Origin of the sequence: Succinivibrio dextrinosolvens, assembly GCF_900116345.1 — a bacterium.
Classification (GTDB): domain Bacteria; phylum Pseudomonadota; class Gammaproteobacteria; order Enterobacterales; family Succinivibrionaceae; genus Succinivibrio; species Succinivibrio dextrinosolvens_B.
The window spans coordinates 13,218-38,456 of sequence record NZ_FPAH01000027.1 but is presented as its reverse complement, the minus strand read 5'-3'; the positions used below and the strand labels follow the sequence as shown (position 1 = coordinate 38,456).

20 protein-coding genes are annotated in these 25,239 nt (G+C 40.1%); 12 read left to right on the top strand and 8 right to left on the bottom strand.

From position 1 onward, the window contains the following. The 4 genes from BM308_RS08870 to BM308_RS08855 all read right to left on the bottom strand — a co-directional run. Positions 1–219 (bottom strand): hypothetical protein (locus BM308_RS08870; protein ID WP_218152547.1); only part of this gene is annotated, 219 nt, incomplete at its 3' end. 253 nt (positions 220–472) lie between these two features. Beyond that, complete coding sequence (locus BM308_RS08865; protein WP_074944615.1) at positions 473–1,381, bottom strand: hypothetical protein; 909 nt, start codon at positions 1,379–1,381, stop codon at positions 473–475. Between the two features lie 31 nt (positions 1,382–1,412). Then, positions 1,413–2,327 (bottom strand): site-specific tyrosine recombinase, encoded by a 915-nt coding sequence (locus tag BM308_RS08860; RefSeq protein ID WP_074944614.1) that lies wholly within the window; start codon positions 2,325–2,327, stop codon positions 1,413–1,415. 45 nt (positions 2,328–2,372) lie between these two features. Then, complete coding sequence (locus BM308_RS08855) at positions 2,373–2,882, bottom strand: early set domain-containing protein (protein ID WP_143098591.1); 510 nt, start codon at positions 2,880–2,882, stop codon at positions 2,373–2,375. Positions 2,883–2,997: 115 nt separating this feature from the next. Between BM308_RS08855 and coaE the strand changes: the two genes are divergently transcribed. The 5 genes from coaE (at position 2,998) to BM308_RS08830 (ending at position 9,012) form a co-directional block, all read left to right on the top strand. Next, complete coding sequence (gene coaE, locus BM308_RS08850; RefSeq protein ID WP_074944611.1) at positions 2,998–3,645, top strand: dephospho-CoA kinase; 648 nt, start codon at positions 2,998–3,000, stop codon at positions 3,643–3,645. A 14-nt stretch (positions 3,646–3,659) separates the two neighbouring features. Further along, on the top strand, positions 3,660–4,409 hold the full coding sequence (gene zapD, locus BM308_RS08845; protein ID WP_074944609.1) for a cell division protein ZapD: 750 nt from the start codon (positions 3,660–3,662) through the stop codon (positions 4,407–4,409). Between the two features lie 6 nt (positions 4,410–4,415). After that, positions 4,416–4,733: a DNA gyrase inhibitor YacG gene (locus BM308_RS08840; RefSeq protein WP_083425521.1), complete on the top strand. Its 318-nt coding sequence runs from the start codon at positions 4,416–4,418 to the stop codon at positions 4,731–4,733. A gap of 22 nt (positions 4,734–4,755) precedes the next feature. Beyond that, the gene (locus BM308_RS08835) at positions 4,756–7,482 is read left to right on the top strand and encodes an LPS-assembly protein LptD (protein WP_074944608.1); all 2,727 of its coding nucleotides are present in this window, start codon (positions 4,756–4,758) and stop codon (positions 7,480–7,482) included. Positions 7,483–7,611: 129 nt separating this feature from the next. Then, on the top strand, positions 7,612–9,012 hold the full coding sequence (locus BM308_RS08830) for a peptidylprolyl isomerase (RefSeq protein ID WP_074944606.1): 1,401 nt from the start codon (positions 7,612–7,614) through the stop codon (positions 9,010–9,012). 117 nt (positions 9,013–9,129) lie between these two features. Here BM308_RS08830 and BM308_RS08825 read toward each other — a convergent pair whose 3' ends face one another. Then, a complete protein-coding gene (locus BM308_RS08825; protein ID WP_074944605.1) occupies positions 9,130–13,878 on the bottom strand; it encodes an AarF/UbiB family protein in 4,749 nt (1,582 codons plus the stop codon). Between the two features lie 616 nt (positions 13,879–14,494). Here BM308_RS08825 and rsmA point away from each other — a divergent pair. Both rsmA and BM308_RS08815 read left to right on the top strand, forming a co-directional pair. Next, entirely contained in the window at positions 14,495–15,292 is a 798-nt protein-coding gene (rsmA, locus tag BM308_RS08820) for a 16S rRNA (adenine(1518)-N(6)/adenine(1519)-N(6))-dimethyltransferase RsmA (RefSeq protein WP_074944603.1), read from the top strand. Then, positions 15,292–16,362 carry a class I SAM-dependent methyltransferase gene (locus BM308_RS08815; protein WP_074944602.1) on the top strand — a complete coding sequence of 357 codons (1,071 nt, stop codon included), beginning with the start codon at positions 15,292–15,294 and terminating at the stop codon, positions 16,360–16,362. Before rsmA ends, BM308_RS08815 begins: the two co-directional genes overlap by 1 nt. Before the next feature lie 198 nt (positions 16,363–16,560). On the opposite strand, the gene BM308_RS08810 is transcribed toward BM308_RS08815, so the two are convergent. The 3 genes from BM308_RS08810 to BM308_RS08800 form a co-directional block, all read right to left on the bottom strand. After that, complete coding sequence (locus BM308_RS08810) at positions 16,561–17,574, bottom strand: 2-hydroxyacid dehydrogenase (protein WP_074944600.1); 1,014 nt, start codon at positions 17,572–17,574, stop codon at positions 16,561–16,563. Positions 17,575–17,675: 101 nt separating this feature from the next. After that, the gene (locus tag BM308_RS08805; RefSeq protein WP_074944598.1) at positions 17,676–18,185 is read right to left on the bottom strand and encodes an O-acetyl-ADP-ribose deacetylase; all 510 of its coding nucleotides are present in this window, start codon (positions 18,183–18,185) and stop codon (positions 17,676–17,678) included. Positions 18,186–18,187: 2 nt separating this feature from the next. Continuing rightward, positions 18,188–19,300 carry a hypothetical protein gene (locus tag BM308_RS08800; RefSeq protein ID WP_074944596.1) on the bottom strand — a complete coding sequence of 371 codons (1,113 nt, stop codon included), beginning with the start codon at positions 19,298–19,300 and terminating at the stop codon, positions 18,188–18,190. Between the two features lie 516 nt (positions 19,301–19,816). Here BM308_RS08800 and glgC point away from each other — a divergent pair. From glgC to BM308_RS08775, 5 genes are all read left to right on the top strand, one after another. After that, positions 19,817–21,061, top strand: coding sequence for a glucose-1-phosphate adenylyltransferase (glgC, locus tag BM308_RS08795; RefSeq protein ID WP_074944595.1), 1,245 nt, complete (start codon positions 19,817–19,819; stop codon positions 21,059–21,061). 39 nt (positions 21,062–21,100) lie between these two features. Next, positions 21,101–22,561, top strand: coding sequence for a glycogen synthase GlgA (gene glgA / locus BM308_RS08790; RefSeq protein WP_373604447.1), 1,461 nt, complete (start codon positions 21,101–21,103; stop codon positions 22,559–22,561). A gap of 297 nt (positions 22,562–22,858) precedes the next feature. Continuing rightward, a complete protein-coding gene (locus BM308_RS08785; RefSeq protein WP_074944591.1) occupies positions 22,859–23,476 on the top strand; it encodes a TetR/AcrR family transcriptional regulator in 618 nt (205 codons plus the stop codon). A 12-nt stretch (positions 23,477–23,488) separates the two neighbouring features. After that, positions 23,489–24,340 (top strand): aldo/keto reductase, encoded by an 852-nt coding sequence (locus BM308_RS08780; protein WP_074944589.1) that lies wholly within the window; start codon positions 23,489–23,491, stop codon positions 24,338–24,340. 32 nt (positions 24,341–24,372) lie between these two features. Then, positions 24,373–25,230 (top strand): aldo/keto reductase, encoded by an 858-nt coding sequence (locus BM308_RS08775; protein ID WP_074944587.1) that lies wholly within the window; start codon positions 24,373–24,375, stop codon positions 25,228–25,230. The last annotated feature ends 9 nt before the right edge of the window (positions 25,231–25,239 follow it).

Here is a 25,239-nt window from a genome sequence, read left to right as displayed (position 1 = left end):
CTCAAGGATTGGATACTGATTCAAAAAATCCTCAGTCCATTCGATAGTACCGGTCAGTTCACCGCCAATAATCTTACCTACTGTATAGGTCTTTCCCTTAACTCTGACCGACATATGTCGTTCAGAGTCCCAGGCATTCTCATAAGAGCAGACGTAAGTGTATTTACCGTTTCTGTTGAACAGTAGAGGAGGAAGTTCAGGAGCATCAACCACAGCCATAATTGCACCTATATAGTTACATAAGAATATGTAACTATAATAACACAAAAAATAAAGGAAGTCCCTTATTTTTTCAGGACTTCCGAAAATTTATTCTTGAAATGTAACTAGATCTTCAAAGAATGGGTTACACAAGGATGGGCCGAGTCCCATCCTTTCTTATATCTAAAACGAAGTATACTTTTACCGATTTCTTCCAGTTATATTTTTCTTTATAATCAATATGTTCTATCTTAGAACCTTCGTATAAAATCTACAATTTTCTTGCTTTCACTTTTATATTCTTAAGTTCAGCTGCTGAGTACCATTTAGGAATTGGTTTTAAGAAATCTGAAAAATCATCGCGAATACGATCCACATTCTGCTGCATCTTAATAAACATGGACTTGCTTTTAGAGGCAACCTTGCCACTCTTCCATAGAGAATACATGGCACTGTAGAGAGCAAAACGGGTCCAGAATACAGAAGGGATCACGCCTGAAAAGTATCCATCAACAACACCGGCACAAAAAAGAGGATACAGACCTGCGGTCTCAAACTCTAGCATTGCAAAATCCTCGCAGGCATCCCCTGGACCATACGTATAGGAAGGAAGAAGAATAAGTGAGGAGTCACGGGTAATCAGAACCTTACCGTGATTTAAGGAACCATAACGCATAACGGTTCTAAAGACACTGAAATTGTCAAATCGCTGTGATATAGCCTCAAGTGCATATTTATCGTTTTTAAAATGAGGCAGAGCTGAAATGTATTCTGCAAGATGCTCCATAAAGCTTTCATGACGGTTTACGGCCTTATTACTCTGAGCTTTTGATAAAGGAACTGAATGCATCTCCTTAAGAATACGTCCAAGCTTTCGTCCGGTAGCATACTGCCATTCATTGGGAACAACCGACAGAAAGTCAGTAAGAAAGCCTGACTCACTGTATGAAAAAAGAGCTGTGCAGAGATTGTTCTCGTCACTGCCGTTAAAACTGATAGGTTCCGGGAAATGCTCTTTTAGTTCAGGATAAAAGAACTGAGCACACATATAGGCCTTTTTGATTCTAGCCTCTTCAGTCTTTTTTCCCTGTAGACACAGATAATGACTGCTTCCGTTTTTTACAACAGAATAATCAATCTTATTTTTATCAGTGAAGAGATTTCTATATGTAAGCTTCATAAACTCAGAACAAAAATACTATGTCTTAATTTCATTCTACAGTATTTTTCTTTGAGCGAGGATGAGCCTTATCATAAACCTGATGTAAACGTGCGGTTGCAACATGGGTATAGATCTGAGTGGTCAGAAGACTTGAATGCCCCAAAAGCATCTGTACCGATCTTAAATCTGCATCATGATTCAGAAGATGAGTGGCAAAGGCATGTCTGAAGGTATGAGGTGACACGCCCGAAGTAATGCCAAGCTCACTGCAGTAGCTTTTAATTCTGTACCAGAAAGCATTTCTGGTCATGGGTGCAATCCCCTTTCCTGAAAGAAAAATATAAGGACAGCTGCCTTTAGGATCTTTAATCTTTCTTAGAGTAGAGACATAGGTATCAATCCAGTAAAGAGCGGATTCTGTAAGCGGCACCAGTCTTTCCTTATCGCCCTTACCTCTTACAATGATAAAGCCATCAGAAAAATTTACATTGTCAAACTTCAATGACACCAGCTCACTTACACGAAGACCAGTAGCATATAAAGTCTCCAGCATAGCTTTATCTCTTAAACCGGTATGAGCCCCCAGATCAGGAACACTTAAAAAAGCATCCACACTTGCTTCTGATAAAACCGTTGGAATATGCCTTATAAGCTTGGGATTTTCAATGTGAGCGCTTGGATCGACTTCAATCTGATGGTCAGTTTTAAGGTAAACGCAGGCACATCGAAGAGATACCAGAAAACGGGCTACCGAGGAAGGCTCCCAGTTTTCCTTAAGCTTAAGGAAATTCTCAATATCTCCTGCTGTAAATGGAAGAACTTTTGAATTGCACTGAGTAAGATAAGAAAAAAAGAGTCTGACATCACTAAGGTATGACTTTATAGTCGAATCAGACATACCCTTTTCAAGCAGAAGATAATCACTAAAGCCGATAAGAATACGTTCTGATTCATCAATACTCATACTAAGGAAAAACGCCCAAGTGATGTTTTACAAAAGACTGAAGGACTAATTTGCCTTTGAAAGCTTAATCAGCTGTGCCATTGACAGTAAGGAGCGATGAGAGGTTTTCTGCACGCTGGCAAAGAAACCGTTATCTCGCTTTATCAGACAGAATCTGTAAACGCCGTCTGACTTTGGATAGAAGCTGATCTCTTCGAATTTTGAATTTGAGGAAAGCTCGACAGGAAAAGAACCTTCATGAAGGATTCCCGGAGGATTTCTGTAACCGAAGTTAGAACCTTCAGACCAGTCTGCATCAGCAAACTTGAACTTGTATGGGGCCCAGTCTGCACGCAAGGTTGCTACTGTGCAGTATGTATCCTCATCATCCTTGCGTAAACGGTATGACTCTGATACCGCATAATCATTCATTTCCCCTCTCAGATATACAGCCTTACTGTTGATTGAAAAGCCGCCAGGAACCAGAGATGCTACAGGAGTGTTGTTTGAAGAACATGAAGTTAATAAAAAAGCTGCAGCAACTGAGGTTATCATCATTTTTTTAGTAGAATTCACGATAATCCCAATTTAAACTTATATAGTAGTAAACTTAAAAATCAACGCTTATTTTACACATAATTTGCGTAAAAAGAGATAAGCTCCCTAATAAAATTTGACAGAGCCTTTGTTTATGGAAACAGCAGAACCAGAATCACAGAAAAGACCTTTCGTGGTTGGACTGACCGGAGGCATTGCCTGCGGCAAATCCTCAATTGCATCCCTTTTTGCATCACTTGGAGTTCCTGTAGTTGATGCGGATAAAGTTGCAAGGGACGTGGTGGAGATTGGAAGTCCGCTGCTAAAACTGCTAGCGGCAGAATTTGGTGAAGAGATCTTAAATGAAGACGGTTCACTAAACCGCCGTAAACTCAGAGAAATTGTCTTTGATCCAAAAGACAAGGACAAGCTTCTCACACTTAACAGCCTGATGGCTCCCGCTATTCACAAGGAACTAAAAAGACAGATCTTCAGTCATAACACTGACTATGTCATCGCGATGATTCCCCTGCTCTTTGAACATAAGCTTGAATTTCTTGTGGACAGAGTTCTGGTTGTTGATGTGGATGATGATCTGCAGTTAAAACGAGTAATGGCAAGAGACAATATTACAGCCGAACTGGCCCGTTCTATGATTGAAAATCAGGTAAGTAGAGAATACAGAGTGAAAAAAGCTGATGATTTAATCGAATCTGACAATTCTCCCTTAGATAAAAAGCTCAATGTCGTGCTAAAATTACACAACGAATATAAACACATGTCATCACAGGCAAACAGATAGAGAATCATTGGATCATGTTTAATTACGATTTCCCTTTAAGTCCTAGAGCAAGAACATATTTAAAGCTAGAACGCGTAATCAAAAGCGCGGAAGAATGTACTGATTTAGACTCAATTCAGCACGTAATGTTTGCACTGCGCTGTATTGTGGATTTCATTGATCTTGTAGACGGCTCAAGCGCAATCAAGATTGACCTTTTAAAGGATCTTGAAAGATGCGACGGTCAGCTTAAGACCTGGCTGGATGATCCTGAGTGCGATACAGAGTATGTATCCTCTCTTAGAGACAAAATTAAGGATGCCAAAAACATTCTTGATACCTTCACCAGACAGAGAACTGTCTTAAAGGATGATCCGATTATTGAACTAATCAAGCCAAGATTCCTGACTCCAGGAGGAATAAACAGCTTTGATACACCAATGTTTGATTTCTGGATTCAGCAGCCCCATGATATTAAGAAAGAGAGACTTGAAGGCTGGCTGCATGAGCTTGACTGTATTAAAGTTCCTGTATTCACTATTCTTTACCTGTGGCGTTTATGTGCCAATCCAGCAGACAAAATTGCAAAGAGCGGATTTATGCAGGAAACAGCAGATACATGTGATCTAATTAACATTCAATATGATTCTTCAGTTCAGGCCTATCCTGTTGTAAGTGGATTCCAGTCAAGAGTAAACATTCGTTTTCTGCCTTTTGAAAAAGGAGCTCCTGTTGGAGACATTCCTTTTAAGATCGCTTACATCAAAGGCAATTTACAACAATAAGAAAAAATGAGTTTAAGAGATTTACTACCAGAAGGTACATTTGATGAAATCCTTGAGGAAGCTCATCTAGCTCCAGGGGATTTAAATTCAGATGTAAAGGACGATAATGAGCCTGTAAAGGTAAAATGCCCAACCTGTAGCAAAGAGGTTATTTACGATAAAAGTAATCCTTTCCGTCCATTCTGTTCTCAAAGATGCAGAATGGCAGAACTTGGTGCCTGGGTATCAAACAAGAGATTTATCAAAGGAACATCCCTGGATCAGGATGAAGATGGCGGCGACATAAACAATGTAGAATTCAGAAGCTGCCAGGATAGAGATTAACAATTATTTACAGGATTTTACCTTGAAAACTGCAAGGAAACAAAAGATTGCACTTGCCACACTTTCAGTAGCAGTAAGTCTGGCACTGTGTTCATCAGCATATGCCAACATTCAGTCAGAACAGAAAGAAACACCAGCAGGAAGTGTTGTCAAAGGAGGCTATGTTGAAACAGAAAAAAACTCAAGCTACGATGTTGAAACAAAGCTAGTCAAGGAAAGTGATTCTCCAAGCATTGAAAAGACCACAAACTTTTCAACAAAGACCATGGAGAAAATGAATACTCCTTCTGCTGAGGAATATCTTCTCAACAGAAACTTCGCTGAAAGTTCAACATTCCCGATGCGTATGATAAAGAAGCTCAGCGCACCATGGCTATCGGCCCCAAGATCCCCTATAACCGGAATTGCCTCAACCTGCTTCTACGGTGTTCCATCATACAGATTTCCAATGAAGTACGATGTTCACACAACGCCGATCACAGTTACATCCGATAAGGTATCAGGAGACATCTCTCAGAAAGACAAGCAGGTTCTGACCTATACAGGAAAGGTTGAAATTACACAGGGTGACAAGAAGATTCTTACAGATAAGGCTACCTACAATGGAGAGGATAAGACTTTAACTACAGAGGGTAGCTCAACCGTAAGTACTGGAGAGTACACCACCACTTCAAAGGAGCCGCTTGTATACAATCTTGAGAAAAAGACAGTAACAGGAACCAATACCGTTTATCAGTTAAACGGCTCTGTGCTTAATGGTGATGCAGAGGAATACGAGTTCAACAATGAAAAGGGGACCAGGATTTTAAAGAAAGCTACGCTCTCAGGCTGTCCTGCAGACAAACGCTCATGGCATATGTCATCCACCTCCGTTGAAATTGATGAGGGTGACAGCTTCGGTTCAGCATGGAACGACGTTTTCTACCTTGGAAAGGTTCCCGTTTTCTACACCCCATATGCAAACTTTCCTGTAACAAATAAAAGAAAAACAGGTCTGCTGCCACCCCGTATTAGCTACAGCACTGGAAGCGGTTTTAGCTATGAGTTTCCTTTATACCTGAATCTGGCTCCTAATTACGATGCTACTCTCACTCCAGGACGAGACTCAAAACATGGAGCAAAATACGATGCTGAATTCAGATATCTGCCATTTGAGAACTTCTCAGGAAGTATCGTAGGAACTTATCTTCCGGATGATCCTAAATTCACAAGAGTAGTTACCACAACAAACGGTACCGCCTACGCTCTGCAGAATACAGGCAACACGAATTCATCTGACCGCAAGCGATGGTTCTTAAATCTTAAAAATAAATTAACATTCCTTGAGAATGACCTTGTTTTCCAACTGGATTACTCAAGAGTTAGAGATGGCGACTATACCTATCTTACCGACATCAGTCAGAAGAATGCTGCGGTTACAGATTCAAGTCTGGTACAGTCCCTGAAAGGCACCTACGATCAGGATAAGTATGATGTTTCAGTGGAACTGAGAAAGTATCAGAATATGTTCTCAACCACAAACTTCAATACGTACAAGCCATTTGCGATGCTTCCGCAGATAAAACTGAAAGGCTACGATACCTACGGCAGATTTACATATAAGATGGAAGGTGAGCTGACAAGATTCAGTATTGAAAAATACACTGATGATAATAAGTCTCTGTACATGAACAGATCACACATTCAGCCATCTATAAAGTACAATGCCTTTGACTCTTACGGCACTACTCTGGATTTCGGAGTTACAGGCTTTTTAACTCACTATAATCAGTCTGATCTGAAGTATTTCAGTCAGGCATATCAGCAAAAACTAGGCTATGCAAGAGTTCAGGATTCTGTAACCAGAAGTCTTTACCTCTTAGAGGCCAAGGCAAAGACCACCCTTGAGCGAAAGGTTCTTGACATGAACCATACCCAGACCCTGGAGCCTGAAATCAAGTACATGTATATTCCATACAGAGATCAGAGTACCATTCCGCTTTATGACACTACTAGCAGATATGACGAATACTATACTCTGTTCTCTCCAATGCGTTATGCCGGTATTGACAGAATTGCAAACCTCAATACTATTACAGCCGGATTTACATCACGTCTTTTAGACTCTCATGATCGAGAAATCTTAAGATTCTCGCTGGCTCAGGCTTACAACATGGACAAACAGCGCGTCAAACTGAATGAGTACTACACTTACAACTACGAGAACAGACACACCAGTCCAATTGAAGCAAGCTTCAATGCTGAGTACAAATCATTCAATTACCATGCTCAGGTTCAATACGATCCGGAGGATAATGAATTTTATTCCTATAACGCAGGAATTCATTACACCCATGCCGCAACCGGATTTAAGACAGGAATTACCTACAGACATCTGAAAAACGGCAACTATCAGGTCAACAACCCTCTGGTGGTAAGAGACCTATCTCAGATTGGTGTAACCGCATCTGTTCCTCTATCACCATCATGGACGGTGTATGGAGCCTCCTACCGAGATCTTGAACAGAACTACAATATCGATACCAAACTAGGTATAAAATATGATGAATGCTGTTACTCAGTTGCACTGGTATATGAGAATTACCTCAACTACAACAGTCTCAATAGTCGACATGAAAATGACAAGATTATCGGTCTGAACGTTGAGTTTAAGGGATTATATACTGTTAATGCCCGTAAGATCAGTGATCCAAGAGGAACCAATACTCACTATCTGCCAGACGTAATTCCTAGCAACCTTAACAGATAAGAAAAGATTGACTGGAATTTATAACAAATCTTAGGCAATATAGACGAATATTGTGTAAAACAGAATAACAAAATAATAAAGGAGGCGAATTGCTTTTCTCCTGTTGGAGAATTGTTATCGCGATTACGTATGAGAATAAAACAGACATTTACAAAGCTTTCTTTAATTGCAATGTTAGGGGCATCTTTTGCAATAGCCCCTACCCTGGCCCACGCTGAGGAAGAGGTTGCATTGGATTCAACTGCCGCAGTTGTAAATGGAGGGATTATTCTTGAAAGTGAACTCAACCGTCACACTCGAGATCTGATGCAGAACTACAAGGCTCACGGGGCACAGGTTGATGAGCTTACTGCAAGACGTCAGGCCCTGCAGTCTCTGATTACCCGTTCACTGATCCTTCAGCTTGCTCAGAGTAACGGTGCAGATATTCCTGACATGCAGCTTGATTCAATCCTGAAGCAGGCTGCTTTAAGAAACAATACCACCACAGAGAAAATCCTCGCTTCTTACGGCAATATTCCTGAAGCTCAGGCAAGACAGAAGTTCAAGGAAGATTATATACTCAACGAAGTTAGACGTTCCTCAGTAAGACAGAGAATCAATATTTCAGACAGCGAAATCAACACATACGCAAAAGCCTTAAAGGAAAGAGGAAGTGTTGAACCGATGTATCACCTCGGTCAGGTAGTGGTTCCTTTATCATCTAATCCTACAGAGCAGGAATACCGTCGTGCACAGGCAAACGCACAGAAGGCGCTGAAGGAAGTTCGCTCTGGAGCGAATATCGAAGAGGTTGCAGCAAAGTATGCAGTAGGCTCAGAGAGTGCAGATCTTGGCTATCTGCCAGAAACAGCAATTCCACTGCCATTCCTGCCTGCTATTGTAAATGCAAAACCTGGTGCTGTAGTAGGACCATTCAGATCATCTGTCGGTCTTCATATTCTTAAGCTCTATGATGTAACCAAGAATGCAATTACTCCTATCAAGACTTACAAAGCTTCACATATTCTGATTAAGACCTCAATCATCTTCTCAGATGAGGCTGCTATCGCAAAACTGAATTCAATTATGGATGATGTTAAAGCCGGTAAGCTGACCTTTGCAGATGCCGCCAAGAAATATTCAGAGGATCCTGGTTCAGCTGTTCATGGCGGTGATTTAGGCTATCAGTCACTAGACGCCTATGATCCTGGCTTTGCTGCAGGTATTGCAGCTCTTTCAGTAGGACAGTACAGTGAACCGGTTAAATCAAGCTACGGCTGGCATATCATTCATCTTGAGGATGTCAAGATTGATAAGGATTCACTCGAAGCTTACAAGGATAAGGCTGCATCAATCATCTTTGAAAGAGAATATGCAGAAGCTGTTGCCTACTGGGAGAGAGGACTTAGAGAAAGTGCCTATATCCACGTAATTGATCCAGAGCTTGTTCGTGCCGGCGCAGGAATAGAGATGGAGAATACCTCTGTAGGACAGCCACAGCAGAATAAGGATGGTAAGATTTCTCAGGGGTCTGTTTATATGAATTAAGAGAATTATCTTAGTTCTTTTTACTATATATAAATCTTCAGCGCCGATAACTATTTATCAGCGCTGATTTTTTTTGTGTCAGGAAAATCAGAGATTTTCGTGAATATTAAAAAACTACTAATTATTGTTATTATTTTTGTCAAACGAGTTTCCAACAATCGTGAAATAATCTCTAGCACCGCCAATGTTAAAGGTTAGAGATAGTGCATTGTAACCAAGATCTCCTCCGAACGAAATTGCGTTTTTAATAGTTTGAGCATCTGTTTCACCACTAATCTTATTTTCCACCAGCTCTAGTGTAGCTGTTGTAAAATCCTGTTTCTTATCAATAAGACCAGAAAGCTTACCATTAGGTATTTTTTCCGGCAAGGTCTTAGCTGATTCAATCATACGCTCCTTGATGATGTTAGCCATCTGCAGACGCAGATCCATATATGCTGCAACGTTAGGATCCTTTCTTAGTTCAGCGATTGTCTTACGGCTTTCAAGATGCGTATTAAAGTTGACCTCATCATTTCTATCTGAGGTTATAGAACATTCACAGTCATGAAGCTTTTTCAGGTTTTCATCACTTACTTTGCTGCGGACCTCCAGAAATTGTTTATGCAGATCATACAGAGGATCAGACTCTTTTGGAGATTTCAGATAATTACCGTAAACCATGTCTTGAAGCTTTTTATTCTCTTCTTTTCTACCGACAAACTTGATAATTCTGTTTTCCCACATTTCATTCAGTGAATATTTAAAACCAGAATCAACGAGCAGCAGAATGTTAGTCATCTGAACCTCAGATTTTCTGTATTTTTTATATTCCTTCTGAATTTCCTTTTTATGTGCCATGAAAGCTTCAAAATCGGCCTTATCAAACGCCTGATTTGGAGCTAAATCATATTGCTGATGCTCCGCCAGATCCTGAACAATTTTTTCATTGGCCTTATAGTCGTAATTAAGTATCGTTACAACCTCATCAACTCTTTTTTGAGTAATTGTAATTCCATTCAGGAATGATTCTCTAATCAAATCATAACAAGGGTCTGCTCCTGTAGTAATATTATCCAGATGATATGAACCAAGCATATTGCCAATTTCATCCATTAAGACATTAAGCTCATCAATACCGTTTGCAAGACGCTTTTCACTCTCCGCCATATTACTAATAGCACCTGGAATTGTGATACCAGCCTGCTGGAGCTTTTTAATCAGAAGAGAAAGGCGGATGCCGACTTCACTCTTTGTGCCCTTTAGCAGAATTGGCTTAATCACATTGTCTGTAAGCTCTTTTTCTCTTTTCTCAAAAATCTTGCGATCTTCTTCAGAAAGTAAAGCTTTAAAGCCCTCAATAAACATACTTACGGTATGTTTTTCAATGGTAGGCTTCTCCTGTGGTGTTGCCTCGAACTGATAAATGCCTCCGAAAGAACATGCAACATTAATCTTAAGAAGGGCATTGGTCTGTGCCTTAGTAAGCTGAGAAGCATTACCATAGTCAATGATGGTAATCTTGGTCTTGGACTGAGGATCTGAAGGATCAGCAGGAGCCACCATCAGGTTACCTGGATGCATATCGCCATGGAAGAAGCCTTCAGTACCAAAAATAGATTTGTTAATCCATTTCTTTGCAGTTACGCCAAGAGAGGTATTGATATCAGCCATCTGCTTTAACAGAGTCTGCATTTCACGTCGGTTATTTATGTATTCATCCACAGTCTTCGCAGTGTTTCTCTTGAGCTCATCAATACGAGCTTTTACAGTCTTGATGTAACGATCAAGAGTATCACCTGGAGCAAGCTTAATCAGCATTGAAGTCTCTGTAGCAGGAACTCCGTCTACAAGTGACATGGTTTCAACTCTGTCACTATCAAGTCCATCTGAGTAGACCTGCTGTCCAAGTTTAATATTGTTAGCCTCAAGCTCCAGACTGAATTCCTTTTTATACTGCTCATACAGTCCCTTGTAGGTATCCGCCATTCCAGGAATACCTCTGGCCTCGATCATAAACTGCTCGAATTCTCGTTTTGTCTTAACCGAAACTTCAGGACGTATTACCTTTAATACCGCATCATAAGGCTCTCCCTGTGCAGGAGTAACTGTTACCAGAAAAGCCTGACCGACAGATGCCGCACCCAAAGGCTTTTTAATGCTCATACTCTTAATGGTGTTGTTTGAATTATCCACAATCTTAAGCATCTGAGCCTGAACATATTTAGGATCAATCGGACTTAAATTGGACTTCATGTCATCAAGAGCTGTCTTAAAATCCTGATCCATACCAGGAAGCTCAAGTCCCTGCAGCAGTTTGTGCATCAGAGGACCGGCACCTTTGAGCATAGCGCCAAGCTTTGCTGCTTCAGATGTCTTATCATCTGAATAACGGATCATTGATGAAATCATAGAACGCTTGTCAACCTGCCTAGTCTTTAAAAGTGAAGGCAGTTCAGAGTTAAAACGATTGGCCTCACGAATAGAACTTATTGCCTGATTTACAAGATTCTTCTGCGCATCAGAAAGATCTGCAGGAAGCTTAGGGTTGACAACCTTTGAGGCTGCCAGAGTTTCTGCCAGAGTCTTAAGCTCAGGAGTAATACCATCAGGCATCTTTGCTTCCATAGGCTGGGTGCTGAAATAGCTCATCAGCACATTCTTTATAAGTTTACCCATACCAGGTTTATCAAATTCATCTGGTTCTGAAGCCATCTGAGATAATGTTGGCGACTTAAGATCAATATTAAGGCCGTTTAACGGTTCATAATCAAGATAATCCTGGGACTGAGTCTGAAGTACCAGCTTGCCGTCTTTTTCCGCGGTAAACATTGCTATCTGACTTTCAAGATACTCAACTGTAAAAATAGGCTCAAAGGCCTTCTCTGAAATTTCATTTTCCAGAGCCTCCTCAAAATATTTACTGCCCTCATCAGACATATAATTTTTAGGAGGTAATAATCCACACATGTTAATGTAACCAAAATAGGCGTCTTTCAATCCTGTCAACAGGCCATGTTTATTTCTATCCTTAGGGTATAACGAAGCATTAACTTCCTGTATCTGCATAATAGACAGAATAACCTCTTTATAGGTTCTAAATAGCTCCTTATAAGCTTTAAACAATTCCTTACGTCTCTGCTCTTTCAGCTCTGCAGCTCTATCAGGCTCATTCTGCAGCTGTTCAGGAGTTGGCTTAGGAGTTTTGACTATATCTGCAATAATCTTTCTAGGATCTCTATCTGGAATCGGTACAAAGCGTGATTTCTTATTTGCCTCATTGTTATTTAGAAGAGTTGCTGTAAACTTATCTTTTACAAGCTGCTGCTGTTCTTCAGCCACAAGTGTCGCAGCCTGATTAACAGCCTTATCAATAGACTCCAAGGACTCAAAAGGAGTCTTGGCAATGAGCCCCTTAACAATCTCAAGGTCGAGTACAACCTTATTACCGGCTACCATTGCTCCAAATTTCTGTTTGTCTTCCTCGCTGGAGAGCATCTTAAAATAATCAGTTGAGTATGACTTAAACACTCCCAGAAGAACAGGACCTAGAGTATTTCTGACACTTGCAGGTAAGGTCTCAAGAGCAAGACTTCCCTTGTTGTAACCTTCTTCTAATATAAGTTTTATAGCTTCAGGATGCTGCAGCATAACCTGTCTGATTCTGTTACCTTCCTTTCCTTCATTCATGTCATAAAGTGAAGTATCAGCAGGCATAAACATATCTGCGAAGAAGTTATGAATCAGTTTCTGATTCTGGCTCATTCCCTCCTGAGGGTCGGTTCTGACCTGTCCGATATTGGAAATATCAACCTTGGAGTTAACTATATTTGGAGACTTTTCTAAAAGCGACTCTATCATCTGCATATCCTTGTCGGCCTCGATAGAGTTTACATTCTCAAGGATATGAGGGGTACTGTTATATCTTTTGATTTCAGCGCGAAGGCTGGCGGCGGTCATCTTTGGGTCAAGAATACTCTGAGCAGCCCAGTGACTTATTGTTCTGATGCCTATGTTATTAAGCTCGTTTGGATCAATTCCCAGTTTAGCTCTTAAGGCTTCTGCCATGAGCCCTCTGCTGATACAGGATTTCGGACTCTGCTCACTGGCTACAATCATCTGTTCCAGTGCACCGAAGGTACCTCTCTTGGAAGTCTCATCAGCATACTCGTCTGCAGCAATTTCCTGATTATACAGCTCTGGATTGTTGATGATATCTTCCATAATCATGGCAGAGAATTTACTGGTAGTATCATTGATTTCCAGCCTTTTATCGACGTTATACTGTTTAAGAGCAGGCTGATTGTTTTCAATGATACTGTCATCAGTGATGTTATTTTCCCCCATGGTGTTGTAGTCAATGTAGCCTTGATTAAACTCTTCCTCCAAAAAGTTATTATTCTGGATGATTTCATCATTATTGTTTACATCAATAATCAGATTCTCTTCAATGATATTGTTCTCTTCCTGAAGACCTTCAACACTCATAAAGAACTTACCCAGAGGATCACGACGGATCTCTACTGTAAAATCTCCTAGCGCAAAGCCAAAGGTTGTTTCCTTGCCTGGAATTGAAGTCATAAGAGCGGTGGCAACTTTGACAGCAGCCTGACAGAGCTGCTTCTTTAATTCAGGAGACTCCTTATTGGTCTCAGGATCGATAATATGCAGTTCTGATGGAGGAGTTTTGCCTGATAGCAGTTCTGAAAACTTGTTAACCAGATTTTTTTCGGTTGCAGTAAAGACATGAGGCTCTATGCTTTTTAAGCCTTTACCCTGATTATTAACCGCATTATTGTTATTAATGATTTCATTATTATTAACAATATTGTTGTTCTGAATGATATTAGAGTTATTGCTGTTTATAGAAATACGATTATCAGACATTTGAAAACTCCTTTACGGAAATCAGAATCCGAACATAGTTTTAAATCAGGAAAAAAGCTTATCTATTAGAAGGATTTTTATCCGGCTTTTAAATAAAATCCTTTGTACGCCCTTATTTGTAATAAGGAAAAACTAGCATTCTTTAAAAAGTATAGTTAAGTAAGTTAAAGACACATGATTTGGTAGTTGTGTTTTTTGAACTTATCCAGATATTCTGTGTTGAAATTTTTTTGTTATTATCTATTGTATAGTTTATTGTATTTTTTTTAATTTACGATATTATTTTATCTATTTTTTGAGCTACTACTCATTTTTTACATCGTATTAAACAAATAAATAATTTACATGATATTTCAGATAGTTAATAACAATTAACCTATATAATAAATATTATCTGCGCTCTAATAGCTTTGATTAAAGGATAATTATTAGAAGATATTTTGCAACTACAGCATGTAAGAAAGGAGAACAATTGCAAGAGAGAAGCTTCTGTTTTGAAAATTAGTGACAGCTATCAAAAAAAAGTAAAATCGACTTAATCCGTTCAAACTAGGTTATAATTCACTCAGCGCAGATGAACCCCTGCGCAGAATTTGTTTTTTATACAGGGAATAATATGGCACTACCACCAGTACACATGAAAGCTAGAAAACGCTTTGGTCAAAACTTTTTAGTAAATGATCATATCATTGGTCAGATTGTAGACGCTATCAACCCAAAGGAAGGAGAGAAGCTCGTTGAAATCGGACCTGGTCATGCTGCGCTAACAAGACCAGTGCTTGAGAGAGCAAAGACTCTAACCGCAATTGAGCTTGATAGAGATCTTGTTGAAATTCTGAAGCATGATCCTTTCCTAAAAGGTCTTACCATCATCGAAGGCGATGCCCTGAAGGTTGACTTTGAAAAGATTGAAGGTGCGGGCAACCTTAGAGTATTTGGTAATCTTCCTTATAACATTACCTCTCCAATTATTTTCCATCTGCTGTCTCAAAGAGGCATTATTGATATGCATTTCATGCTGCAGAAGGAAGTTGTTGAGCGTCTTGCAGCAGCACCAAACAGCAAGGACTACGGACGTCTGACTGTAATGACTCAGTTCCATGCCAATGTAATTCCAATGCTGATTGTTCCTCCTTCAGCATTCAGACCGGCACCAAAGGTTACCTCTGCAGTGGTAAGACTTAAGCCAAAGGATCTGACAGATGAGGAGAGAGCACTGGTCCCTTATCTGAATAACGTTACCACCACCGCCTTTTCTGCAAGACGTAAGACCATCAGAAATGCTCTGTCTAAGTTCTTCACCGAGAACGAGATTATAGATATGGGACTTGATCCAATCATCCGTGCAGAGAATATTTCTGTTGAGAAATACGTTGAACTTGCAAAAGCTATTAAATACAGAGACAAAGTGTAATGGCAAACTCACCGGTTTACGAATTACTAGAAAGAAACAGAGAAATCTTTGAGAACAGAAACCTGATCATTGCAGGAGACGTTCTTGATCCTATGATTCTCTCTCTGGTAAAAAACAGCACCCACGCAACCGTAATCTGCGATAACTATGTAGTCTGCAAAGCTATGGCTGCGATGATAGGACAGAGTCTAAGTTCAGACTTTCCTCAGGTTATAACCTACAAGCATGTTGATCTGATTTTCTCTGATATTGAATCTGCCCTACCTCATATTAAGATGGCAGATACTCTGATGCTTTTACTTTCAAAAGCAAAACAGCAGACTGTCAAACTTATAAACCTGCTTGAGAACAAACTAGAGAAAGGCGGTTACATCTATACTGCAGGTACCAATGATGGCGGCGGAAAGAGCGCAGACTCACTGTTAAAGCCTCTGGGCCCAACAATTAAAGTTGATCTTGCAAGAAAATGTACCCTATTTAAGGCGATATTTGAGAATGAGGTAAACTCCTATTCAGCGCCAAAGGATATTGACGTTACCGTAGGAGACGTCTCTTTCAAGCTTCATCAGGATACAGCAGTATTCTCTCAGGGTAAACTTGATAAGGGAACCGAGCTGCTTTTAGAAAGTCTTAAAAAGATTGTACCTCAGGGCAAGGCTCTTGATTTAGGATGTGGCTGTGGAGTTGTAGGAGTATTCCTATCCAAACTAGGCTTCAAGGATGTAACCAGTTCTGATGTTTCAGCAGCTGCGCTTCACCTAACAGAGAGAAATACCGAACTTAACGGTGTTACTGATGTAAAGGCCATGGCAGCAGATATGCTGAGCGGCCTTGATAAATTTGATGTTATCGCTGTAAATCCACCTTTCCATGTGGGTATTTCTACCACTACAGCGCCAACCGTCAACATGATTATCAATGCTCCGGAGCATCTTAACAAAGGTGGAGCTCTGTATATGGTTGCAAACTCTCATCTTGGCTATGGAGAAATCCTAAAGCAGAATTTCTCAAGCGTTGAGATTATAAATTCAAGCAACACCTTCACTGTGTACAAGGCTCAGAACTTTTAAATTATCAAAGTATTCAAAAAAGCACCTGCAATAGGAGCTTTTTTTGACTCATAGTTTTAAACATTGTAGCTTAGAAGCTACAATATATTGTACAAGTAAAATAATATTACGTGAATAAATAGCTAAAGCAGAAAATTGACCTGCTCCCCAAGGCTGAAGAATAAGCTTTAAAATTAAGCTCCCAAGTTTTATAGAATTTTACTTAGCCTTAACTTCGTTTACCAGTTCCTGACCTTCAAAATAAGCTTTTGCATTAGCTAAAGTGGTATCCACGATATTGTGCATAGCCTCTTTAGTGAAGAACGCCTGATGAGAGGTTAAAAGAACGTTATTGAAGCTTAGAAGACGGCCTAGCTTATCATCAGCAATAATATTGTCTGACTTGTCCTGGAAGAAATACTGACTCTCCTCCTCGTAAACATCAAGACCTGCAGCTCCAATCTTTCCGCTCTTAAGACCTTCAACCAGAGCCTCGGTGTTAATCAGAGGACCACGACCGGTGTTAATCAGCATAACACCATCCTTCATCTTGGCAATTGAATCCTTGTTGATAAGGTACTTATTCTCAGGGGTTAATGGGCAGTTTAAAGAAATGATGTCAGATTCAGCATACAGCTCATCTAGGGTTACATACTTAATGCCTGCAGCCTTCTCATATTCCTTGTCCTCAAAGATATCATAGGCAAGCACATTCAGACCGAAGCCCTTTAGAATGCCAATCAGTACGCGGGCAATCTTACCGGTACCAATAACACCAGCAGTCTTTCCGTATAGATCAAAGCCCATCAGACCGTGCAGAGCAAAGTTACCGTCACGGGTTCTGGTATAGGCACGATGAGTCTTTCTGTTTAAGGTTAAAATCAGAGCGACAACATGCTCGGCGATAGCATGTGGAGAATAGGCAGGAACACGAACCACACGAATACCCAGCTCTTTTGCTGCCTGCAGATCGACATTGTTAAAGCCGGCACAGCGTAGAGCCAGAAGCTCAACTCCATTCTCTTTAAGCTTTGTAAGTACGGTTCTGTCAGCACGATCGTTTACGAAAATACATACAGCCTTCGCACCGTGAATTTCATCCGCATTATGTTCATTTAGGAAGGAACGGTGGTAAATAAGCTCAAAATTATAGTCGCTGCTTGCATTAAGATCCGAAAAGGCGTGTCTGTCGTAGCTGTGGGTACCGAAAAAAACTATCTTATTCTTATCCATAGGTTGCCTCGAAACAAAATATCACTCTGATTAGAATACCTTAATCTTCTCAGAAAAATTGATCTAGATCAAAAAATATTTCACATGCTCCAAAACAAGCATTAACGATTTAGTACTTGCTCATAGGCTGAATAGGTACGGTCATCGAATAAGCACCACTCGATAAAATCAAAAGAGCCATCCATGGTCTTCATCATATCTCTTACCTGAGCAATTGCAGTTTCTGCTGCTTTTTCAACAGGATAGCCATAAACTCCAGTTGAAATGGAAGGAAAGGCTATACGTCTTACGCCGTTGTTCTGGGCAATCAAAAGAGAATTTCTGTAGCAGTTTGACAGTAAAGTTGATTCATTTGAAGAGCCTCCATTCCAAATAGGACCCACGGTATGGATCACAAATTTGCATGGAAGATTGTAGGCCTTTGTAATTTTAGCCTCACCGGTGGCGCACCCGTTAAGAGTAATACACTCCTCTAAAAGCTGCGGTCCTGCTGCACGGTGAATTGCACCGTCAACTCCGCCTCCCCCTAGAAGAGTGTTATTTGCTGCATTAACAATTGCATCAACATCTGTAAGTTTAGTGATATCACCTTTTACAAGTCTAATTTCCAAAACTAATACCCCAAATTCTGTCTGACTACGAAACGAGGCTTCTGAATCATCTGTCCCTGATAATTCACCTGCATCTTAATCATAGCACTAATAACAGATTTACCCTGTTCTATGGCATCATCATGTATAAAATCTGCGTCACAAGGCATATTTGGGCGATATTCCTGACCAATGTAACCTATAAATTCATAGCCACTATCAGCAGCAGTCTTCTTTAAAGAATCGATAGACTCCTTGAGCTTGGCATAGCCGTCCTGATCTTTTGCAAGTCCACTGAGATTGGTTTCCATAATGGCAACATCATCTGCAAGCTTAAGAATAAAACTGTGATCACGTGCCGGAGCCTCTACAGGTGACTCTCTGAAGGCAGACATAGGAATTGATACCTTCTGATGAGAGTAGCTCAGGTTCTCCTCAAGCTTCCTGCATTTCTCCTGTACTGCGATAAGTTTCTTCAAAAGCAGAGCACAGCAGACGATAGCTGCAATGACTCCAAGAACACAGATCACAATCAGAACTACCGCAAGTGAGGTGTAGCCAGTGATTCTGCTTTCAAAAGCAGATGAATCCTCAAGTCGCTTGCTAACCTTGCCATCCAGCTGTTCAGATAGGAAATTGAACTCACTGCGGTTACTGTCAATTTTGCTCTGCAGATCAGATGAAGCCTGAGTTAGGTTCTTTTGACTGTCCTCAATACTTACGCCCATCTTCAGAAGTTCATTCTTGATACCTTTAATATATAGATAATTGGTATCTATATTCTTTTTGAATTCTGACAAGATATTGACACAGCGCTGCAGATCCTCACGCTGTTTTTTCAGATTCGCGTTAAACTCGCCATTTGACGCAGCAAGCTCCGACTTGAGCTTAGCAACCTGAGCAGAGAGACTTCTCAGACTCTTTTCATTCTTTAGAAGCTCTTTATTCATTGCAGAGCTGACATAGTTGTTTACATACCCCTCAAAGGCTGAGGAAGGAGAAAACATTGCCTCCTGCTCATCGGTAGGCCCAGATATTGCGGTACCGGCTGCCGAATCATTGGCATATGGCTCCTCTGCCAGCGCAGCTGTGCTTATCAACAAATACGGAATTATCAGAATATATCTAAAATTCATATAACTCCCCTCCTGTTTATACTGTAGTTTTTCCGTTAAAACAAAGATAGAAAACCAGGATGCAAGATCAGTACCAAATAGAAGAACTCATTGGCTTTTTTGCAGCATCTCTGCAGTGCAATATTTTGTTTGTGCAAAACTAACATTTGCTTAATTAACCAAGATTTACTTTACATTTACAAAGATTTTTCTTGAATTTACAATAAGATTTTGCTTAATAGTAAAACTTACTGTTAAAAGAAATTTTTGACATTTTTTTAAAAATTTCACCAAGATCAAAATTTTTTCATTAAATTGAAAATAATTTACACATTCATAACCATGAGAATAAATTACAAATAATTATTGCTTCACAGCTCAAATTTTGGTTGTAAATATACTATACAAAACCATTCAAAGCCCCTTTGTGAATCACAAGTTTGAAGCACTTAAAAAAAACAGAATCAAAAATACTCTATACTATTTCCTAGTGAAACTATCATTTAATTAAAAACAAATTTTTACGGGGGAATTCCTATGTCAGGAGTATTAGCTATGATTCTGGCAGGCGGTGAGGGTACTCGCTTAATGCCATTAACTGAAAGCAGATCAAAACCAGCAGTTCCATTTGGCGGAAGCTATCGTCTTATCGACTTCGTTCTAAACAATTTCGTGAACTCAGGTATTCTTAAGATCTTTGTTATCACTCAGTATAAATCACAGTCTTTAATGATGCATCTTAAGAATGGCTGGCAGGTAAGCGGAATTCCAGGAGCATTTATTGATTCTCTTCCTGCACAGATGCGTGTATCAAAGGAATGGTATCAGGGTACTGCAGATGCAATCTATCAGAATCTGACCTTCATTCGTGATCAGTTCCCAGATCATGTTTGCGTATTCGGTTCAGATAACATCTACAAGATGGATGTTCGTCAGATGCTTGAGTACCACACCAGCAAGGAAGCTGAGCTGACCGTAGCTGCAATCAAAATGAAGTCTGAAGATGTCGCCGGCAAATTCGGTGTTATCGAGGTAGACAACAACGGTTGCATGATCGGATTCGAAGAGAAGCCTGCACATCCTAAGGAGATTCCTTCAGAGCCAGGATACTCACTGGTATCAATGGGTAACTATATCTTTAAGGCAGACGTTCTGATTAACGAGCTGGTTGAAGATCAGCAGGACAGCAAGTCAAGCCATGACTTCGGTAAAGACATTATTCCTAAGCTGTTCCCACGCGGCAAGGTATTCGTTTACGACTTCAGCAAAGCTAAGATCGCTGGCGAAACTGATTCAGCCTACTGGAGAGATGTAGGAAGCGTTGACAGCTTCTGGGAAGCTCACATGGATCTTCTTGGCAACTACGCTAAGTTCAACCTGCACAACCCTAAGTGGGCATTGCACACCTACTACCCACCTCTACCACCAGCAAACTTCGTTGATACCGATGACAACGAGTCACACGTTTCAATGTCACTGATTTCCGCTGGATGCGAGATTAACGGGGCAACAATCAACAAATCAGTATTAGGATTCAGATGTACAGCCAACGATGGTGCTAACGTTGAGGGCTGCGTAATGATTGGAGATAACACAATTGGTAAGGGAGCCAAGGTTAAGAATGTTATCCTGGACCGTTTTGTCGAAATCGCACCAGGCTTTACACTCGGCTATGACCTAGAAGAAGATAAAAAACTTGCTTCACAGTTCAAAAAAGGCAAGATAAATATCTCAGATAATGGCATAATAGTTGTAGGTAAAGGATTAAGATTAGGATTTTAGTGATCCAAGTCAATAAAAATAGACATATAGGGGATATCTGTGAAAGTATTATTATTATCATCAGAAGTTGCAGATATTGTTAAATCTGGTGGCCTTGCTGATGTGGCAAAGGCCCTTCCTTTGGAACTGCAGTCTCGAGGACACGATGTAAAGGTTGTGCTTCCTTGCTACTCAATCATCAAAGGCTGGCAGGATTTACCAATCATTGCTGAAGGTGTGCTTAACCAGTCTAATCCAGACGTTAAGTTGCATATTCCCTACAAAGTCAGAAAAGCAATCCTCAACTCCAAGGTTGAGGTGCTGCTGATCGACTGTCCACAGTACTTCGACAGAACCTCAATGTATGGCGATAACAATGAAGCTTATGGCGACAATGGTTTCCGCTATGCATTCTTCTCTGCCGCAGCAATCGAAACTGCCCGTCTGATTGGCTTCAAGTTTGATATTCTGCACTGCAACGACTGGCATACCGGTCTTGCTCCTATGCTGCTGCGTATCAAATATGCAAACGATCCATTCTTTGAGAAGGCAAGATCTGTAATCACCATTCACAATGGTGCCTTCCAGGGTGTATTTGACAGATCGCAGATTTCTTATCTCCCAGAAATCAGCGGTATCTATAATGACAAAGTTTCACAGGGTTCATTTATTAACTACCTGAAGTGTGGTGTATTCTACGCTGACAAGATTAATACCGTTTCCCCTGGTTATGCCAAGGAGCTGACCTCATATATCGGCGGTCACGGTATGACCCAGAACTTTATAGACCGACAGATGGACCTGTCTGGTATCATCAACGGCTGTGATTACTCCGACTGGGATCCTGCAACAGATCAGCTTCTGAGAATTCGTTACGATGTTAATACATTGGATCAGAAGATCTTAGGAAAATATCTGCTGCAGCGTAAGCTAGGTTTTGAAATGGGCGATACTCCTATGTACGGTATGGTTGCCCGTCTGACTGATCAGAAAGGTATCGGTCTGCTGCTACCAATCCTTGACAGATTCCTTCTGCACAAGGTTCAGGTAGTTATTGAAGGTACCGGTGATCCTGCTCTGAAGAAACAGATGCAGGAGATTGCTGACAGACATCCAGGCAAGATGGTATTCAAGTCTGTTTATGACAACATGCTTGCTCACCAGATTGAGGCTGCTTCAGATTTCTTCCTGATGCCATCAATCTTCGAGCCTTGCGGTCTGAACCAGATTTACTCTCTTGCTTACGGAACTCTTCCAATCGTGCGTGCTGTTGGAGGTCTGCAGGATACTGTTGTGGATTATGACGCTGATCCAGAGAACGGAACAGGATTTATCTTCAAGGATCCTAGTTCAGAGGAATTACTGTCCTGCTTAAGAAGAACCCTGATTCTGTATCTTGAGAACAATTCAGAAATGAGACGAATCAAGATGAACGCTATGAAGGTTCGTTTCAATTGGTCAGACAGCTGTGCTCAGTACGAAGCTCTGTACAAGAGTGCACTGCAGAAACCTAAGTGGTAAAAAATAGATAAGTTTTAAAAAGGCAGCTCAGTGAGTTGCCTTTTTTGTTAAATTGACAATAGAATACTTTTAAAACCGATAAAAAATAATAATTCCCGCACAGTATTCTCCTCTACATTTGATGTATACATTCCTCTTACAAAGCAGGACAGCACCTTATTTTTACAAAAAAAATTTTCCTATAAGAAAGAAGCATTGCAATATTAGTAAATTAAATTCACTGAATTAAATTCACTGAATTAAATTCATTGAATTTAATTCAATATATATTATAATATACAAAAAAAGGGAAAATCTATGAGTAAAAAGCTAACAAAACGCCAGCAGGATGCGTTAGAAACCAAAAAGAAAATTGTTAATGCTACCAAAAAACTCTTATCCCAAAAGGGATTTGAAAAAATATCGATCAGCGAAATTACAAAAGAAGCAAAAGTTAGTACCGGTTCTTTTTATACATATTTCAAAAAGAAAGAAGATGTCATTTCTGAACTGAACAAACTGGATTTTTATATTCTTGCGCAGACAGTTATCCAGATGAAAGATAAATCTTTAATCGAAAGACTTGAGTATTACTGTGAAAACTTTCTTCTGGCAATTGAAAGAGCAGGCATAGAAACATGCCGTCAGTGGACCAGAAATAACATTAAACCTCTTCCTATGCCTGAAGAACCTCAGTTTACAAAATACCAGTATGACAATAAGGCTTTGTATTCAGTATTTGCTGACGCGGTAAGACAAGGAGAATTATCGGAATATTTCCCTATCGAGGATTTTACGGTGCAGATAAACGCACAGCTGTATGGTCTTATGACCATCTGGTGTATGTCGGATAGTCAGGTAATCGGATCAGGCAGGATCAAAAAATACATCTCAAATTTTTTAACCCCTGCGCTTACTACTTACTTGAAGAAATAACAAGGAATCACTATGGAATATATTACATTAAACAATGGCGTAAAGATGCCGATGTTGGGTTTTGGTGTTTTTCAGATTCCTGAGCACAAGGAAGCAGTACAGGCAGTAAATGATGCACTTGAATCAGGATATCGCCTAATAGATACCGCTGCAGCTTACTTCAATGAAGAGGCGGTAGGAGAAGCTATTTTTCAAAGCGGAATCAATCGTTCTGAGCTATTTATAACTACCAAGCTGTGGGTACAGGATCATGGATATGACAACACTCTAAGAGCTTTCGATGCCTCTATGAAGAAGCTGAAGCTTGATGTCCTGGATTTATACCTTATACATAAGCCTTATGGTGATTACTACGGTTCCTGGAGAGCGATGGAAAGACTCTATAAGGAAGGTAGAATCAGAGCTATTGGAGTTACGAGTTTCTGGAATGAAAGACTGGCAGATCTCTTCACACACAATGAAATAAAACCTGCAGTAAATCAGATAGAAACCAATGTATGGCTACAGCAGACAGAAGCTCATGATTTCATGGAGAAACATAACATAGTGCATGAAGCGTGGTCGCCTTTCGCTGAAGGAAACAATAACGTTTTTAGAAATGATCTTCTGGAACAAATTGCCAGGAAGCATAACAAGACCACTGCTCAGGTAATGCTACGCTGGCTGATCCAGAGAAATATTCCTGTGATACCAAAATCATCACATAAAGACAGAATCATTTCTAACTTTGATATTTTCGACTTTAAGCTTGATGAGGAAGATCTCTTAAGCATCCTAAAACTGGATACAAAGAAAAGCACAATATACGATGAAATGAATCCAGATATTGCCATCGGTATCGGTAACCACAAGATTCATGACTAGTAACAGAACTAATTGTTAGCAAGAGGCACTATATGAAAACATTTACCTTAAATGACGGTAACAGGATTCCTTCAGTCGGTTTTGGTACTTATCAGATTCCAGCAGACGGCTCTACATACAAGGCAGTAAAGGAAGCCCTGAATGTAGGATATAGACATATTGATACTGCAGTTGCCTACTTCAATGAAAAAGAAGTTGGTAAAGCGGTAAATGATTCTGGAATTAGGCGTGATGAGATCTTTGTCACCAGTAAACTCTGGCTGCAAGATTATGCCTATGCAGATGCCGTTAAAGCAATTGATAAATCACTTGAAAAGCTTAACCTCGACTATATCGATTTATATCTGATTCATCAGCCTTACGGAAAGGTGGATGAAGCATGGAGAGCTATGGAAGAAGCTCAGAAAGCAGGAAAGATAAAATCAATCGGTGTAAGCAACATGACAGTTAAGCTTTGGAATAAGTTCAAAGACTGTTTTAGTGTAATTCCAGCTGTAAACCAGGTTGAGTATCATCCAATGATGCAACAGAAAGAACTTAGTTCTCTAATGAGTAAACACAATGTTCTTCTTGAAGCCTGGGCTCCTCTATATCAGGAAAACAAAATGCTTCTCGAGAATTCGGTAATTAAGGAATTAGCATCAAAATACAACAAAACGGTTGCCCAGATTGTTTTACGTTTTGAAAATCAGATGGGAGTAATTATTCTGCCTAAATCTACTCATACCAACAGGATTAAAGAGAATCTAGAGATCTTTGATTTTTCACTTGCAGAAGAAGAAATGAAAATTATACAGACTCTAAATCAGGAAAAAGGGATTCATAATCCCGATAATCCAGGAGTTGGAGAATGGTTACTTGCCAATTTCGATGTTCATAAAGATGATTAACTAGCAGAA

What these genes read in the sequence shown, in the direction of transcription:
- BM308_RS08840 (WP_083425521.1), top strand. Translation starts at nt 4,416, where the DNA reads ATGAGTTTAAGAGATTTACTACCAGAAGGTACATTTGATGAAATCCTT.
- BM308_RS08865 (WP_074944615.1), bottom strand. Translation starts at nt 1,381, where the DNA reads ATGAAGCTTACATATAGAAATCTCTTCACTGATAAAAATAAGATTGAT.
- BM308_RS08780 (WP_074944589.1), top strand. Translation starts at nt 23,489, where the DNA reads ATGGAATATATTACATTAAACAATGGCGTAAAGATGCCGATGTTGGGT.
- rsmA (WP_074944603.1), top strand. Translation starts at nt 14,495, where the DNA reads ATGGCACTACCACCAGTACACATGAAAGCTAGAAAACGCTTTGGTCAA.
- coaE (WP_074944611.1), top strand. Translation starts at nt 2,998, where the DNA reads ATGGAAACAGCAGAACCAGAATCACAGAAAAGACCTTTCGTGGTTGGA.
- BM308_RS08810 (WP_074944600.1), bottom strand. Translation starts at nt 17,574, where the DNA reads ATGGATAAGAATAAGATAGTTTTTTTCGGTACCCACAGCTACGACAGA.
- glgC (WP_074944595.1), top strand. Translation starts at nt 19,817, where the DNA reads ATGTCAGGAGTATTAGCTATGATTCTGGCAGGCGGTGAGGGTACTCGC.
- BM308_RS08775 (WP_074944587.1), top strand. Translation starts at nt 24,373, where the DNA reads ATGAAAACATTTACCTTAAATGACGGTAACAGGATTCCTTCAGTCGGT.
- zapD (WP_074944609.1), top strand. Translation starts at nt 3,660, where the DNA reads ATGTTTAATTACGATTTCCCTTTAAGTCCTAGAGCAAGAACATATTTA.
- BM308_RS08785 (WP_074944591.1), top strand. Translation starts at nt 22,859, where the DNA reads ATGAGTAAAAAGCTAACAAAACGCCAGCAGGATGCGTTAGAAACCAAA.
- BM308_RS08825 (WP_074944605.1), bottom strand. Translation starts at nt 13,878, where the DNA reads ATGTCTGATAATCGTATTTCTATAAACAGCAATAACTCTAATATCATT.
- BM308_RS08800 (WP_074944596.1), bottom strand. Translation starts at nt 19,300, where the DNA reads ATGAATTTTAGATATATTCTGATAATTCCGTATTTGTTGATAAGCACA.
- BM308_RS08815 (WP_074944602.1), top strand. Translation starts at nt 15,292, where the DNA reads ATGGCAAACTCACCGGTTTACGAATTACTAGAAAGAAACAGAGAAATC.
- BM308_RS08830 (WP_074944606.1), top strand. Translation starts at nt 7,612, where the DNA reads ATGAGAATAAAACAGACATTTACAAAGCTTTCTTTAATTGCAATGTTA.
- BM308_RS08860 (WP_074944614.1), bottom strand. Translation starts at nt 2,327, where the DNA reads ATGAGTATTGATGAATCAGAACGTATTCTTATCGGCTTTAGTGATTAT.